Annotated in this window: 13 protein-coding genes; 2 read left to right on the top strand and 11 right to left on the bottom strand. The window is 63.2% G+C overall.

Annotation, left to right across the window (positions count from 1 at the left end):
• Positions 1-97 precede the first annotated feature (97 nt).
• Positions 98-982, top strand: coding sequence for an AbrB family transcriptional regulator (locus PARHAE_RS17345; RefSeq protein WP_126155816.1), 885 nt, complete (start codon positions 98-100; stop codon positions 980-982).
• 341 nt (positions 983-1,323) lie between these two features.
• On the opposite strand, the gene PARHAE_RS17340 is transcribed toward PARHAE_RS17345, so the two are convergent.
• The 10 genes from PARHAE_RS17340 to PARHAE_RS17295 all read right to left on the bottom strand — a co-directional run bounded on the left by PARHAE_RS17340 (position 1,324) and on the right by PARHAE_RS17295 (position 11,860).
• Positions 1,324-2,079 carry an SDR family NAD(P)-dependent oxidoreductase gene (locus PARHAE_RS17340; RefSeq protein ID WP_126155815.1) on the bottom strand — a complete coding sequence of 252 codons (756 nt, stop codon included), beginning with the start codon at positions 2,077-2,079 and terminating at the stop codon, positions 1,324-1,326.
• A gap of 12 nt (positions 2,080-2,091) precedes the next feature.
• Entirely contained in the window at positions 2,092-2,841 is a 750-nt protein-coding gene (locus tag PARHAE_RS17335; protein WP_126155814.1) for an SDR family NAD(P)-dependent oxidoreductase, read from the bottom strand.
• Positions 2,838-4,328 carry an FGGY-family carbohydrate kinase gene (locus tag PARHAE_RS17330; RefSeq protein ID WP_126155813.1) on the bottom strand — a complete coding sequence of 497 codons (1,491 nt, stop codon included), beginning with the start codon at positions 4,326-4,328 and terminating at the stop codon, positions 2,838-2,840. The genes PARHAE_RS17335 and PARHAE_RS17330 overlap by 4 nt, the downstream gene beginning before the upstream one ends.
• A gap of 30 nt (positions 4,329-4,358) precedes the next feature.
• Positions 4,359-4,694, bottom strand: coding sequence for a carboxymuconolactone decarboxylase family protein (locus PARHAE_RS17325; protein ID WP_126155812.1), 336 nt, complete (start codon positions 4,692-4,694; stop codon positions 4,359-4,361).
• Positions 4,687-6,231: an acetoin dehydrogenase dihydrolipoyllysine-residue acetyltransferase subunit gene (locus tag PARHAE_RS21235; protein ID WP_164555304.1), complete on the bottom strand. Its 1,545-nt coding sequence runs from the start codon at positions 6,229-6,231 to the stop codon at positions 4,687-4,689. The genes PARHAE_RS17325 and PARHAE_RS21235 overlap by 8 nt, the downstream gene beginning before the upstream one ends.
• Positions 6,228-7,223, bottom strand: coding sequence for an alpha-ketoacid dehydrogenase subunit beta (locus tag PARHAE_RS17315; RefSeq protein ID WP_103174261.1), 996 nt, complete (start codon positions 7,221-7,223; stop codon positions 6,228-6,230). The genes PARHAE_RS21235 and PARHAE_RS17315 overlap by 4 nt, the downstream gene beginning before the upstream one ends.
• Before the next feature lie 13 nt (positions 7,224-7,236).
• Positions 7,237-8,286 (bottom strand): thiamine pyrophosphate-dependent dehydrogenase E1 component subunit alpha, encoded by a 1,050-nt coding sequence (locus PARHAE_RS17310; protein ID WP_206437015.1) that lies wholly within the window; start codon positions 8,284-8,286, stop codon positions 7,237-7,239.
• A 15-nt stretch (positions 8,287-8,301) separates the two neighbouring features.
• Positions 8,302-9,300 (bottom strand): ABC transporter permease, encoded by a 999-nt coding sequence (locus PARHAE_RS17305; RefSeq protein WP_126155811.1) that lies wholly within the window; start codon positions 9,298-9,300, stop codon positions 8,302-8,304.
• Positions 9,297-10,808: a sugar ABC transporter ATP-binding protein gene (locus PARHAE_RS17300; RefSeq protein WP_126155810.1), complete on the bottom strand. Its 1,512-nt coding sequence runs from the start codon at positions 10,806-10,808 to the stop codon at positions 9,297-9,299. Before PARHAE_RS17300 ends, PARHAE_RS17305 begins: the two co-directional genes overlap by 4 nt.
• A 101-nt stretch (positions 10,809-10,909) precedes the next feature.
• Positions 10,910-11,860, bottom strand: coding sequence for a sugar ABC transporter substrate-binding protein (locus PARHAE_RS17295; RefSeq protein WP_126155809.1), 951 nt, complete (start codon positions 11,858-11,860; stop codon positions 10,910-10,912).
• A gap of 174 nt (positions 11,861-12,034) precedes the next feature.
• On the opposite strand from PARHAE_RS17295, the gene PARHAE_RS17290 reads away from it, so the two are divergent.
• Positions 12,035-13,006, top strand: coding sequence for a sugar-binding transcriptional regulator (locus tag PARHAE_RS17290; protein ID WP_126155808.1), 972 nt, complete (start codon positions 12,035-12,037; stop codon positions 13,004-13,006).
• On the opposite strand, the gene PARHAE_RS21230 is transcribed toward PARHAE_RS17290, so the two are convergent.
• A partial coding sequence (locus PARHAE_RS21230) for a hypothetical protein (RefSeq protein WP_164555303.1) occupies positions 13,003-13,573 on the bottom strand: 571 nt, incomplete at its 5' end. The two genes, PARHAE_RS17290 and PARHAE_RS21230, sit on opposite strands and share 4 nt — an antisense overlap.

The following is a 13,573-nucleotide window of genomic DNA, read 5'->3' as shown; positions in this document are numbered from 1 at the left end:
AAGCCCCGCATAAGATACGTCGTTAACGACGTCGCTATGCACGTGTCTTAGCCGATCACCCCACGCTCAGGCAGGCGGTGGCAACCGGGCGGTTACGATGTCTGCGGTGATCGGTACGATGCTTGGTGCCCAGTTCGGGCCGGAAACGCTCAGTTTGGTTGGCCAGTGGTGGCCAGCGCTGGTCGGGCTTGCGGCATACCTGATGATCGCGGGAATCCTTTGCAATTTCTATCTGCGGCGGGTGGTCAGGTTAGACGGCACGACCGCGTTCTTTTCGGCCATGCCGGGTGGTTTGATCGACATGGTTCTCCTGGGGGCCGAGCGGGGTGGTGACGAACGCACCATCGCTCTCATGCATTCCTCGCGCATCTTTCTGGTCGTACTGGGGCTGCCGCCGCTGATGACGCTGATCACCGGGGCCAGCGCGGCGACGCAGGCGGCCGAATGGCGCCCCCTAGCCGCCATGACCGCGGCCGACGCCGCCTGGTTTGTAGCGACCCTCGGCGCAGGGATCATGCTTGGCCGATTGGCACGTCTTCCGGCGCCCTACTTGATCGGGCCGATGTGCGTCAGCATGGTGCTGCACTGGTCCGCCCTGTCGAGTTTTACTGTGCCGAGCCTCGTCATCGTTGTAGCCCAGATCGTGTTGGGCACGACGATCGGCTGTCGGTTCGTAGGGGTAGCGCCGGCGCGTATTCTCGTGATCCTTGCAACCTCTGCCGGGGCAACATTGATCCTGCTGGCCACCGCCGTCTGCTTCGCCATAGGACTGCACCCCTTCATCGGCATGCCCGCCGAAGGAGTGCTGCTGGCTTTCTCGCCGGGCGGCCTAGCCGAGATGAGCCTCATAGCGTTAGCCTTGAATCTCGAGGTGGCTTTTGTGGTTGTCTGCCACGCGACTCGGATCATAATGGTCGTAGCGGCGGCGGGCGCCATTGTTCGACGCGCTGAGCGATCAGGATCTGTCTCAGGGGGATCCTAGACCATGCTGAGCTACTCGATTTTGTTACTTGGCGGCGCCTCACCAACGGCTTCACTCCTCGCTGAGAGCCGGGGATCAACACTTTGCAAATCATCCGTGCAGTACGGGTGTTATGGAATGACCCGAGAAATACCTGCAACGTTCCGAATGCCGTGCGACCGGTGGATATTATCGAAGTGGATAACGCTCCGTAGCATTGCACCATAAGCCTGCGTCGTCTTTCTTCTCCGAACGCCCGCAAGTTATTGCATTGAAGCAGGGAAGCATCTCCCCTGCCACTTATATACTGATCAGCAACGGTCTCAGCATCGATCTGGCTCCGCAAACTATTCAGAAGATCGTCAGCTTAGTACAATCCCGCCATCCACGTTCAACGTCTGCCCGGTTACAAAGGCGCTGTCATCTGAGCAGAAGAAAGCAACTGGACCAGCAACATCGCCCGGATCGCCAATCCGCGCCATCGCGGTCTTTGCCTGCCATGCGCCGCGCACGTCGGGATCGTCCAGATTTACACGGCCCATGTCGGTCAGGATGATGCCCGGACAGATGCAATTCGCCGTAATACCGAAAGGTCCAACCTCTTGCGCCAGGACACGGGTAAAGCCCATAACGGCCGCTTTCGATGCCGAGTAATGCGCTTGCTCGGGTGCGCCATGTTTACCGCCGATCGACGAGATGTTGCAGATACGGCCATAGCCTTGTGCCTTCATGACCGGCAATAGGGCCTGCACCACCAGGAAGGTACCTTTGGCGTTCACGTCCATCACGCTGTCCCAGTAGTCCTCGGGGCAATGTTCGACATCCGAGGCACGCAAAATGCCCGCGTTGTTGACGACCGCGTGGACGGTGCCCAGCCTTTCCACTGCGGTCTCGACCATCGCCTGCACCTGCCCCTTGTCCGAGACGTCTGCGTGCAGCTCCTCGACCCGTCGGCCAAGTGCGCGCGCCTCATCTGCAGTGGCTTTCAGCGCCTCGGCCTGGGCCGCGATGTCGTTCAGCGCAAGGTCAAAGCCCCGCTGCGCCAGTCCCAGGGCGATGGCCCTGCCGATGCCCCGGCTGGCGCCCGTCACCAAAGCGATCTTTCCGTTTGCAGTCATCTTCAAGCCCTTTCAGATTGCCGTATAGCCGCCATCCACCGTCAGCACGGTGCCGGTCACATAGGAAGCCGCGTCGGAGGCGAGGAATGCCACGGCGAGCGCGATCTCGCGCGGCTCGGCCAGTCTCCCCATCGGCGTGCCAGAAAGCCAGGTATTGAACCATTCGGGCTTGGACCGGCCCAGCAGGGTCAGTTCCGTCGCGGTATAGCCCGGTGCTACGGCATTCACCCGGACCTTTCCTGCCCATTCCACCGCCAGCGACTTTGTCAGCAGGTTCACCCCAGCCTTTGCCGCATTATAGGCAGCTTGAGGCTGGGGATGGACAGTCACTTCGCCGCAGATCGAACTGATGTTGACGACCGCGCCCTTGCCTGCCGCGACCATATGGCGACCAAAGGCTCGAGAGGTATGAAAGACGCCGTGCAGGTTCACGTCCATCACCCTACGCCAGTCGGCCAAGTCGACCTCCAGCGAAGGAGCGTTCATCACGATGCCGGCGTTGTTGACCAGGATGTCGGGCGTACCGTGCCGGGCGACCAGATCCGCCGCAGCGGCCTCGGCCGCCTCAGCGTCGGTCACGTCCAACGGCTGCGCTTGACCTTCCAGCCGTTCGGCCAGCGACATGGCGGCGGCCTCGTCCCGGTCCACCACGACGACAGTGGCGCCCGCCTCGGCGAGAACCTCCGAGATAGCGCGACCAATGCCCGCAGCCCCACCAGTGACGACCGCCAGCCGTCCAGTCAGGTCATATTCACGGATCATACCAGTGCTCCCTTCAATGCCGGATAGAGCGCCAGGTAGTGCTGGTAGATGTCCTGATACATCGCAGTCTCTCGTGGGCGGGGATCGATGCTGGTGCCGGGACGAACCATGGCGGCAATGCCATCGTCGATGTCGGCAAATCGGCCGGCGCCATGCGCCGCCAGCACAGCCGAGCCGGTCGAGGGAGCATCAGCTGATGCAGGGATGCGCACCGGCAGACCGGCCGTATCGGCGTGGATCTGCATCCACAGCCGTGATGCGGTCGCGCCGCCGCCAACGGTGATCTCGGTGGAGGCATAGCCACCGGCCCGGAACGCATCCAGGATCGCGCGGGTGCCAAAGCCGATCCCCTCCATGATGGCGCGGAACACATGATGCGGCTCATGCGCCAGCGTCAGGCCGACGATGGCGCCGCGGCTCAGGGGGTCGGTATAGGGGGTCCGGTTACCCTGAAAATGATCCTGCACAATCAACCCGTCGGAACCGGGTTCCAGTGCCTCGGCCTTCTGGTTCAACTCGGCAAGGTCCAGATTGCCGCCGCAGAAGCGCCGCAACCAGTTGATGATCGACCCGGTCGAGGTCTGCCCCCCTTCGACGATCCAGCGGTCGGGATAGACGATATCGGGATAGGCGCCCCATACACCCGGCGCATGCAACGGCGCCTCGGTCACGCCAAACTGCAGATGCGACGAGCCGGTGATCAGGGCAAGCTGGCCGGGCCTTGCCACACCCAATCCGATCATGCCGATCAGCGCGTCGGCCCCGCCCTGCACGACCTTGACCTCTGGCCGCAGCCCAAGTGCCTCGGCTGCGCGGCTGGTCAGGGTGCCGACGACCTCGCCAGGGGCCACGACCCGCGCCGGCCACTTCTCTGCCAGATCCTCGATCCCCAGCGATGCCAGTATCCCGCGCGCCCACCCGCCGTTGCGGCTGGAGTAATGCCAGCGCAGGCCCGTGTTGTTCAGACTGGCGCAGCGTTCCCCTGTCAGGCGGATGGTCAGGAAATCCTGGTATTCGCAAATGGTATGGGCCGCATCATAGACATGCGGCTCGTTGCGCTTCAGCCACAATGCCTTCGGGATCATCCACTCGGCCGATACGGGCCCCTGCCCCGCGCCGTTGATCGCCAGTGCCGGATCACCGGTAGCCAGAACCGCATCGGCCTCGGCATTGGCACGGACATCCATCCACATCAGGGCGGGACGCAGCGGATTGCCGGCCTTATCCAGCGCAACGACCGTGCAGCAGGTGGTCGCAAAGCACATGGCCTCGATCTGGGACGCGTCGATCCCGGCGTCCCCGACCGCCCCTGCCGTTGCCGCGACAAGCGCGTTCCACCAGTCCTCGGGCGCCTGCTCCGCACGGGCGCCGGGGGCGAAGCGGGTTTCATAGCTGACCGCCTTCTGTCCAAGGCAGTTGCCCGACAGGTCATAAACGCGCGCGCGCAAACTTTCGGTGCCGCCGTCGGCGGTCAGATAATAGGCCATTCTTTCCTCCCGTTCCCCTCGCGCCGGTCCTCAAGCCAGCTTGCGAAAGGCCTCCAATGCCTTGCTGGCATACATGATCGCCGGGCCGCCGCCCATTTCCACCGCGACTTCTAGGGCCTCGATCAGATCACTCTCTGTCGCGCCGTGGCGCCGGGCCGCGTCGAGGTGATAAAGGATACAATCCTCGCAGCCCTTGGCGACCGAAATGGCGACGGCCACCAGCTCCTTCTGCGCGGCGCTGAAGCCGCCTGCCTGGGTCGCCTGACGGCTGATTGCGGCAAAGCCCTGCATCAGTACGGGCGCGGATTTCGCGAATGCACCAAGCCGGGCCTTGGCCGCTGCAAGATCGGCGGCGGTATCAGCCATGTTGGCCTCCGTTGAGGATGAAGTCGGCCAGTTCGCGTGGGGCATCCCATTGCGGCATGTGGCCGGCGGGCAGGAAATGCGCGGCGACGTTCAAGGGCAGGTTCAGCGCGTCGGTCGCTGCGACAATCCGGTCGTCGGTCCCGAAGACCGCCGAGACCCGCAGGTTCAACTGCGCCAAGGGCCGCAGGATGTCGATGCGTTGGCGGCCGTCTGGCGTCGCAAGCTGCGTGGCCAAGTCCTTGAGCCGTCCCCGTGCCATTTCGCCCGCCATCTGGCGCAACGCTGCATCGGAAAGCGCCCCGCCCTTGGGTCCCAGAAGGCGCAGCAGATGCGCGACCTCTCCGGAACTGTCGGCCTGGGCCATGCCATGAACGAAATCCGCGCCGATGCGCGGACCGCAGCCTGCGGGCGTCAGCAGGACCAACCGCGCGATGCGAGAGCCGAGCCGGGACGCCGCCGCGACCGCGGACGCTGCCCCGAGGCTATGGCCAACCAGCGTCGCGCCCGCGGGCAAGGTCTCGGCCAGACGCGTCACAGCATCGGCCAGGGCAACCAGGTCCCGCCCTTCGACCTCGGTCGCGCCATGGCCGGGTAGATCCAGGGCCACAGCGGTATGGCCCGCTCGCGCGATGGCGGCCGAGAGTTGCGCCCAAGCACTGCTATCCCCCGCAAAGCCGTGGACCAGCAGATGCACCCGCCCGCCGGTGCCCGCGACGGTATAGGCCACGCGGCCCGCTGGGGTCTGCAGCCAGTGCAGATCGCCTGCGGCGGGAGCACCAACCCCCGACAGACGTTCGACATCGGCCCGCTCGATGCGGCCACGCCGTCCTGTGCCGGTGATCTGGTCCAAGGCAATGCCGTTCTGGCGGGCCAGCCTGCGGGCCACAGGCGTTGCCCGCGGGCGGTCCGAACTTGCGGCAGGACGAGGACCCGCCGGGGCGGAAGCCGGAGCCTGCGCAGTTTCCACAGCAGCCTTGCCGGCAACCTCCTCGACACGGCCCTCGACTTCGGCGATAGGCGCCCCGACCGGCAGCTTTTCACCGGGCTGTGCCAGGATACGCAGCAACCGTCCCTCATAGAGTGCAGGCACCTCGGCTACGGTCTTGTCGGTTTCGACCTCAAGGATCGCGTCGCCACGGCCATATGCCGCGCCCTCAAGCACCAGCCAGCTCGAGATCACGCCTTCGTCCATTGTCTCGCCCAGCTTGGGCATTCGTAGGATCGACACCGGCGTAGCCTCTTCGGCGACGGTTGCCTCGGCGGGCGCCGCATTCTCGTCCGCCCAGTCCGCCTCACTGAAGACTTTGGCGCGGGCAATCGGCTTGCCGACCTCGATCCGGTCACCGGGGCTAGCAAAGGTTTCTTCCAGCATTCCATCGCCTAGAGCAGGAAACTCGACCACGGTTTTGTCGGTCTCCAGTTCCAGGATCGGCTGGCCGCGTTTGAACGCCTCGCCCGGCGCGACCATCCAGCCGACGATCACGCCCTCGTCCATGGTTTCGCCAAGGCGTGGCATGGTCAAGGTGAGGCTGTTCATGCCGCCACCCTTGCGCCGAGTAGTTTGCGGGCTGTCTCGAGGATCAGTTGCGGTCCGGGCACCGAGCCGGTTTCCAGCGCGGTCGAGACCGAGATCGGGATATCCTCGCCAGCAACGCGGACCACCGGGTCTTCAAGATAGTCGAAGCACTCCTCGGTAATGCGCGCCGAAAGCTCGGCCGCAACGCCGGCGGTCATGACACTTTCGCTGACCACCATGGCGCGGCCTGCACGTTCGACATGCTCGCGGATCGTGTCAAAATCGAGCGGATTCAGGGTGCGCAGATCGATGACTGTCGCCTCGATCCCGTCCGTCGATAGTTTCTTCGCCGCCTCCATGACATAATGCAGCTGCCGCGAATAGGTGACGATAACCAGGTCCTTTCCCTCGCGCCGGACGGCCGACTTGCCCCAAGCCAGAGGCTCGGCGTCGAGATCGACCGTCTCCTTCATCGTGTAGAGTGCCTTGTGCTCGATGAAGACGACCGGATCGGGCTTGGTCAGCGCCATGCGCAGCAGGTGATAAGCGTCTGAGACCGTGGCGGGCATTGCCAGCCGCAGGCCGGGGGTGTGCATGACGTAAGCTTCAAGGCTCTGGCTGTGCTGGGCACCCGCCGAGCGGCCGGTGCCGCCTTGGGTGCGCAGGACCATCGGCACGCCGATCTGGCCGCCGAACATGTAGCGGATCTTGGCGGCCTGGTTGCCCAACTGGTCCATCGTCATGCCGATGAAATCGACATACATCAGCTCGGCCACGGGACGCAGTCCCGCCATCGCAGCGCCAACCGCCGCGCCGATGATCGCGGGTTCTGAAATCGGCGTATCAATGACGCGTTCGGCCCCGAATTCCTTGATCAGTTCCTTGGTGACGGCATAGGCGCCACCATAGCGCCCGACCTCTTCCCCCATGATGATCACATCGGGGTTCTCGCGCATGGAGTCGATCAGCGCCTGACGCAGGGCGTCGCGGTAGGTCAGTTCCTGAAGTGCCATTTTCTCTTACCTTTTAGGCGCGGGCCAGGATGCGGTCGATGCGGGTCCGAACCGGCTCAGGCTCTGGTTCCTCTGGCGCATAGACATCGCGGAACATCGTCGACAGCGGCGGCTCGGTCTGCGCGATGGTGAAGTCAATGGTGGCGTCCATCTCGGCGTCGATCTGGGCGTCAAGCGCATCCAGTTCGGCTGCATCGGCCAGACCGCGTTCCAGCAAGGCCGCGCGGGCAAAAGCCACCGGGTCCTTCCGGCGGCCGGTTTCCTCCTCAGTCGCATCGCGATAGGGCGACTTGTCCTTTCGCGCATGACCATAGAACCGATAGCAATCGACGACCAGGAAAGCTGGCCTGCCTTCGCGCGCCCCAGCAACCAGACGCTCAGCCGCTTCAGCCACGGCTTCGACATCCAACCCGTCCACAGTCTCGGCCGCTAGCCCGAAGGCATGGGCACGCTCATGCAGCACGGCATTCGCAGTCGCTTGGTCAATCCGGGTACCCATTCCATACTGGTTGTTGATGCAAACGAACACGCAGGGCAGCCGCCACAGCGCGGCCATGTTCATGCTTTCGTAAAGGATGCCCTGCCCCGTTGCCCCGTCCCCGAAGAATGCGACAGAGATCTTGCCGGTCCCGTGATGCCGGGCTGCCAGCCCCGCACCTATGATCGCCGGAATGCCGCCGCCTACGATGGCATTCGCGCCCAGATGCCCCAGACCCATGTCGGCGATGTGCATCGAGCCGCCCTTGCCACGACAATAGCCCGCTTCCTTTCCGCCGATCTCGGCCATCATGCGGTTGGGATCGGCGCCGCGCGCCAGGAAAATACCATGGCCGCGATGGTGGGTGGTGAAGGTGTCGCCGTCCTGCATGTGGGCGCAGAATCCCGCCGCGGCGCTTTCCTCCCCAATGGAGAGATGCAGCATTGAGCCTGCCGACTGGCCGCGGACGAACAGCTCGCCCACGCGTTCCTCGAAGGTGCGGATGCGCCGCATGGTGCGATAAAGCTGCGGCAGGTCCGTGTTGGGCCTGGCAGACGCGGCGTGAATGGCCTCGGGCTTGGTCATCCCAGACTCCGTCAATTAGAGAAGATTGAGCTTGGTGCTGCGCGACACGATCGCGACGGCCACAAGAATGATGGCGCCCTTCACGATGGACTGGATGTAAGTATCCATGCCCATCAAGTTCAGGCCGTTGTTGATGATGCCGATGAACAGCGCGCCGCAGAAGGTTCCGAGCACGGTCGCCGTTCCGGGGCGCAGCATTGTCATGCCGATGAAGACCGTAGCGAGACCGTCCAGCAGGTAGCGTTCGCCCGCGTTGGGTTGCCCCGAACCGAGCCGTGCGGCTAGCAGGGTGCCCGCGATCACCGCGAACAGCGAGCAGACGACCAGCGACGCGGCACGATATCGGCGCACCTGGACGCCGGACAGTTCGGCCGCTTTCTGGTTGCCGCCGACCGCATAGACGTAGCGGCCGAACACCGTCCGCTCCATCACGAACCAGGCTAGGGCGACAGCGCCCAGCATGAAGAAGGCCAGCACCGGGATACCCAGGATCCTGCCCTGTCCCAGCCAGAGATAGGCCGGCGGCAGGCCCCCATAGATCGCACGACCGCCTGTCATCAAGAAGTTGATGCCGAACAGGATCGAACCCGAGGCAAGCGTCGCGATCAGCGACGGGATCCCGACGATCGTGACAAAGAAGGCGTTCATAAGCCCTACGGCTAGACCGGCGCCAAGCCCCGCCAGCAGCGCCAGCGGCAGGGGCGTGCCCGCGACCAGCAGCAGGGGCACGAGCACGCCTGCCAGGCCGACGGTGAACCCGACCGACAGATCCATCTCTCGGGCGGCGAAGCCGAAGGTGAGACCCGCGCCCACGATGGTCAGCATCGAGATCTGCTGAGCGATGTTCAACAGGTTCTGAGAGGTCAGGAAACGGTCCACGGTCAGGCTGAAGACGATGAACATCAGCACCAGCACGACAAGGGTACTGTAGCGCTGGACGTGATCCTTGCGGACGATGCCCAGCACCATGTCGTGACGGGCGGGGGCAGCGGCGCCAGAGGCGGTATCGCTCATGCTGCGGCTCCTGAGATAGCGGTGATGAAGGTGCTTTCCGAGAAGTCGGCGGAGTGGATTTCCGGTCCCGGGCCTTGTCGGACAAAGGGAATGACGCGGTGCGCCACGGATTCAATTTCCAGTAGGTCCGACGAGGCGATGATGATACCCACCCCCTGCCCAGCCAGTCTGCGCATCTCGGCATAGATCTCGGCCTTGGCGCCGATATCTACGCCCTCGGTCGGCTCGATGAAGATCATGATACGATAACGGTCGGACGCGCCGTAAAGCCACTTGCCAATCGAGATCTTCTGTTTGTTGCCGCCCGACAGCTCGCGCAGCAGCTGGCGCGAGGAATGCGCCTTGACGTTCATCAGTTTCATGACGCGGCGAGCCTCGGTCTCCTCGCGCCGGGGTGACAGAATGCCGCCGGCTATCGTGCCGTGGTTGGGATGAACCATCGACAGGTTCTCGCGCAGCGTCCATTCGCCGATCAGCGCGTATTCCATGCGGTGGTCCGGCACCAGGGCAATGCCAGCATCCTGCATCTTCCGGGGCGGGCCCAATTCGCTCGGCTTGCCAGCGATTGTCAGTGTCTGGCAGCGAGCGCCGGCGGGATTGTGCAGCGATCGGGCAAAGCCGAAATGTCCTGCGCCCGTCAAGCCAATCAGGCCCACGATCTCGCCCGCGCGCAGGCTGAAATGTGGGACATGGATCGCTCCGACATGCCAGTCGCGCACATCCAGAACCAGGGGCGTATCAGACTGTGTGGTGGATGCAGCAGCCCCCTGCAGTTGCGCCCCACCCGTGCGGCGCAACATCAGTTCGACCAGTTGGTCCTCGGACAGGGCCTCGGCGGGTTCGGAACAGATATGGCGACCATCGCGCAACACGGTGATGCGGTCGGACAGCGCCTTGATCTCGGACAGGAAGTGGCTGATCAGCACGACCCCTACGCCCTGCTGCGGCAGGGAGCGGATGATCTGCCATAGCTGTTCCTTTTCGCGTGCGGGCAATGTTGCCGTCGGCTCATCAAGGATGACGATTTTGGGGCTGCCGCGCAGGGCGCGCACGATCTCGATCACCTTGCGGTCTGCCATCGGCAATTCCGCAACCGGCCGATTCAGATCGATCGAAACCTTGGGAAACCATTGGAACATCAGCTCGGCAGCGTGCCGCTGCAGTGCTCCCTTGCGGATAATGATACCTGCCAGCCTCGGCTCATGGCCCAGCAGGATGTTCTCGGCGCCATTCAGGCCGGGAACGAGGCTGCCTTCCTGGCTGACATGGGCGATGCCCTGCAACAAGGCGTCATGGGGAGACGACAAGCGGACCGCCTTGTCCCCAATTATGACCTGCCCCTGACTGGGTTGCAGGCTTCCGCCCAAAACATTGACCAGCGTCGATTTGCCGGCACCGTTTTCGCCGATCAGGCCATGGACCTCATTGTTGCGAAAGGTGACGCTCACGCCATCCAGCGCACGAGTGCCGGGGAACTGCATCACGATGTCTGCCAAGTGGACGTCCATGGTTCTGCCTTTCACATTGAGAAGCCGGGGCCGATCAGGCAAACCCATCCGTCGGGCAGCGGCAGGCTGCCCGCGCAGGTATCGGCCCCGGTTCATGATGGTTACTGCAGGAATTCCTGGCAGTTCTGTTTGGTAATCAGCGGCGCGTCCATGTAGACAGTCTTCGTCGGGATCACCTCGGCGGCAGGCTTGCCGTCTACCACGATGGCCTGGATCCATTCCGCGATCTGGCCGCCCATCTTCTCAAAAGGCTGACCCACGGTGGCGATCATTTGGCTTTCGGGCTTGCAAACCTCGGCCACTGCCTGCGGATGACCATCGATGCCGATAACCTTGACGTCGGTCAGACCCTGCGCGTTCAGCACGTTCACCACCGCCTGCGCCGGCTCATCCCAAGGCGCCCAGACCGCGTCGATATCTGCACCGAAGCGGGCCGCGTAATCCTCCATCGTGCGCGAGGTGTCCTCGAAGAAGGCGTTGTAGTCGATGTTGTGCTCGGCCAGCACCTTTACGCCCGGATACTCTTTCAACACCGAGGCCATCACGTCGCCCCGCTTGCGGGTGCCGTGGTGTTCGGCCATGCGGAAGAAGACCAGATTGCCTTCGCCGCCCATCTGGTCGAGCAGGTAGACCGACACATCCGAGGACATCGCCCAGTTGTTCGTCGTGACATCCACCACGATGCCTTCCACATAGCCGGAGTCCGCAGCGAAGACCGGGATATTGGCTGCCTTGGCGGCATCAAGGGCCGCGCGGCTGGCACGCAGGTCGGCCATGGTCATCACAATCGCATCGACACCACGGCTGGCGGCATCCTGAATGTTCGAGGCAGTCGCCTCGCCGGACCCGCCGCTGTCGAGATAGCTGACATTCCAGTCGGTCTTGCCATTCTCCTCGATCCAAGCTTCGAAGCCCGCCTTGGTCCGCTGGTCAGACTGGGCGGCGGCGTTGGAATGCACCATCGCGATCTCGAGCGCGCTTGCGGTTCCCGCTGCGCCCAACAGCGCGGCGACAGAACATGCGACCGCAATACCGGAAATCCGGTTTCTCATCTGCAAATCCCTCCCTGGGCCAGCTATCTGGAAAGTTCCAGTGCTGGAATCTGGTTCGCCGGTCCTCTTCCGACAGGTCAAGGATGCGGCAGTTAATTACATTTGTCAACCGTCGTGACATTTGTCACGAAGCCGATCAGAGTAGGAGACAGGATGCTGGTGAATGGAGCCGGAATGCAGGAAGACGATGTTTTGATGACCCGTGCTGCCTGGCTCTATTATGTCGGCGGCCTAAATCAGGAGGCGACGGCCAAGCGCCTTGGAACGACACGGGCGCGAGTAAACAAGCTGCTCTCTGACGCACGTGATGCGGGCCTAGTCAGCATCACGATCAATCCCTCGAATGTCGGCCTGCTGCCGGTAGAGGAAGCGATTCGCACCCGCTACGGACTGAATTTCTGCATCTGCACCCCTGCGCTGCGCTTTGACACGCCCGGAAAGCATGATGACGCCCTGCTAGCGCCCTTCGCCTTTCGTGCCGTAGGCGCAGCGGCCGCATCCCACCTGCGCAGGCACCTGGCCGAGACCCCGCGAGCCGTAATTGGCACAGGATGGGGTCGCACGCTGGAACAGATGACCCTGCAAATGGCCGGAGTCAGTGCACCCGGGGCAAGGTTCATCAGCCTGATGGGATCCCTGACGGCGAATTCAGCCTACAACCCATTCGAGGTTGTTCACTCTCTGGCCAGGACATCAGGCGGCGAAGGCTTCTTTCTTCCCGTGCCCTTTATCGCCGATACGGCTGAGGCGCGTGAAGTGCTGGTCTCGCAGCAATCCGTGCAGCACGCGCTAAGTTTGGCCAAGGCCGCAACAATGGCCTATATCTCCTTGGGCGAACTACGCGAGGATTCCTTGCTGCGCCGCCAAAACATGATTACCACGCAGGAACTGTCCGAGCTTCGCGAATGCGGGGCAGTAGGAGACACGAATGGGTTGTTCTTCAACGCAGCCGGCGCAGCGGTGGACCATCCGTTGAATCATCGAACCATCGGCTTAGGGCTGGAGGATTTACGAAAGATACCGACTGTCGCGCTGGTGGCTGGGGGCAGTAAGCTCGATGCGGTGCGTGGGTTCTTGGCAAGCGGTATTGCTAGGGGACTTGTCATTGACGGCGACACGGCATTGGATCTCATCAGTGCGGCCTAATCGCAAAGCATGACAGCGCTGATTGTAAAGTTTTTTCCTCCTGGCATCAGGACCTGTCTGAAAATAGGTAATGGGGCCTGAGAAGGCGGCGTATCGCGGCGGGTGTCAAAGCCTGCCAGAACCTCCCGAAGGAGCGATACGTCAGGAAAGACGATACGACCGCCCGGCCCGTCGCATGGGCCGATGCCGTCTGGGCGCGTTTGCTTCCATTGCTCGGCCATGCCGACAATCGCCTCCGTTCGATTACCGGACAGACGCTGTGCCGGCTCGCCCAGGGGGTGGATCAAGCGGCCGTTTCGCGTGACCTGCAGTGGCTGGTGGCGGCGACGCAAGACGAGCGTTTCGTCACGGCCCGGCATGTTCTGGCGTCTCTTTGGCAGGTCGACCTTGCCGATCCGGCGGCGTGCCGGGATCTGCTGGACGCCCTCATTCAAAGGGCGGCACAGCTGCGGCGGAAACGAAAGGCGCGCTAGGGCGTGTTGACGTTTGAGGATTTCCAAACTGATCGCTGGCTGATTCAAGGCTGCCAAATGGGAGGCAACCTTGATCCGCACGACGTTGACCGAC

This window comes from Paracoccus haematequi (assembly GCF_900631945.1).
Lineage (GTDB): Bacteria > Pseudomonadota > Alphaproteobacteria > Rhodobacterales > Rhodobacteraceae > Paracoccus > Paracoccus haematequi_A.
The sequence above is the reverse complement of the archived record's forward strand: the minus strand, read 5'-3'. Positions and strand labels throughout refer to the sequence as shown.

Coding starts and splice junctions, on each gene's coding strand:
- PARHAE_RS17345 (WP_126155816.1), top strand. CDS start 98: ATGTCTGCGGTGATCGGTACGATGCTTGGTGCCCAGTTCGGGCCGGAA.
- PARHAE_RS17340 (WP_126155815.1), bottom strand. CDS start 2,079: ATGACTGCAAACGGAAAGATCGCTTTGGTGACGGGCGCCAGCCGGGGC.
- PARHAE_RS17335 (WP_126155814.1), bottom strand. CDS start 2,841: ATGATCCGTGAATATGACCTGACTGGACGGCTGGCGGTCGTCACTGGT.
- PARHAE_RS17330 (WP_126155813.1), bottom strand. CDS start 4,328: ATGGCCTATTATCTGACCGCCGACGGCGGCACCGAAAGTTTGCGCGCG.
- PARHAE_RS17325 (WP_126155812.1), bottom strand. CDS start 4,694: ATGGCTGATACCGCCGCCGATCTTGCAGCGGCCAAGGCCCGGCTTGGT.
- PARHAE_RS21235 (WP_164555304.1), bottom strand. CDS start 6,231: ATGAACAGCCTCACCTTGACCATGCCACGCCTTGGCGAAACCATGGAC.
- PARHAE_RS17315 (WP_103174261.1), bottom strand. CDS start 7,223: ATGGCACTTCAGGAACTGACCTACCGCGACGCCCTGCGTCAGGCGCTG.
- PARHAE_RS17310 (WP_206437015.1), bottom strand. CDS start 8,286: ATGACCAAGCCCGAGGCCATTCACGCCGCGTCTGCCAGGCCCAACACG.
- PARHAE_RS17305 (WP_126155811.1), bottom strand. CDS start 9,300: ATGAGCGATACCGCCTCTGGCGCCGCTGCCCCCGCCCGTCACGACATG.
- PARHAE_RS17300 (WP_126155810.1), bottom strand. CDS start 10,808: ATGGACGTCCACTTGGCAGACATCGTGATGCAGTTCCCCGGCACTCGT.
- PARHAE_RS17295 (WP_126155809.1), bottom strand. CDS start 11,860: ATGAGAAACCGGATTTCCGGTATTGCGGTCGCATGTTCTGTCGCCGCG.
- PARHAE_RS17290 (WP_126155808.1), top strand. CDS start 12,035: ATGCAGGAAGACGATGTTTTGATGACCCGTGCTGCCTGGCTCTATTAT.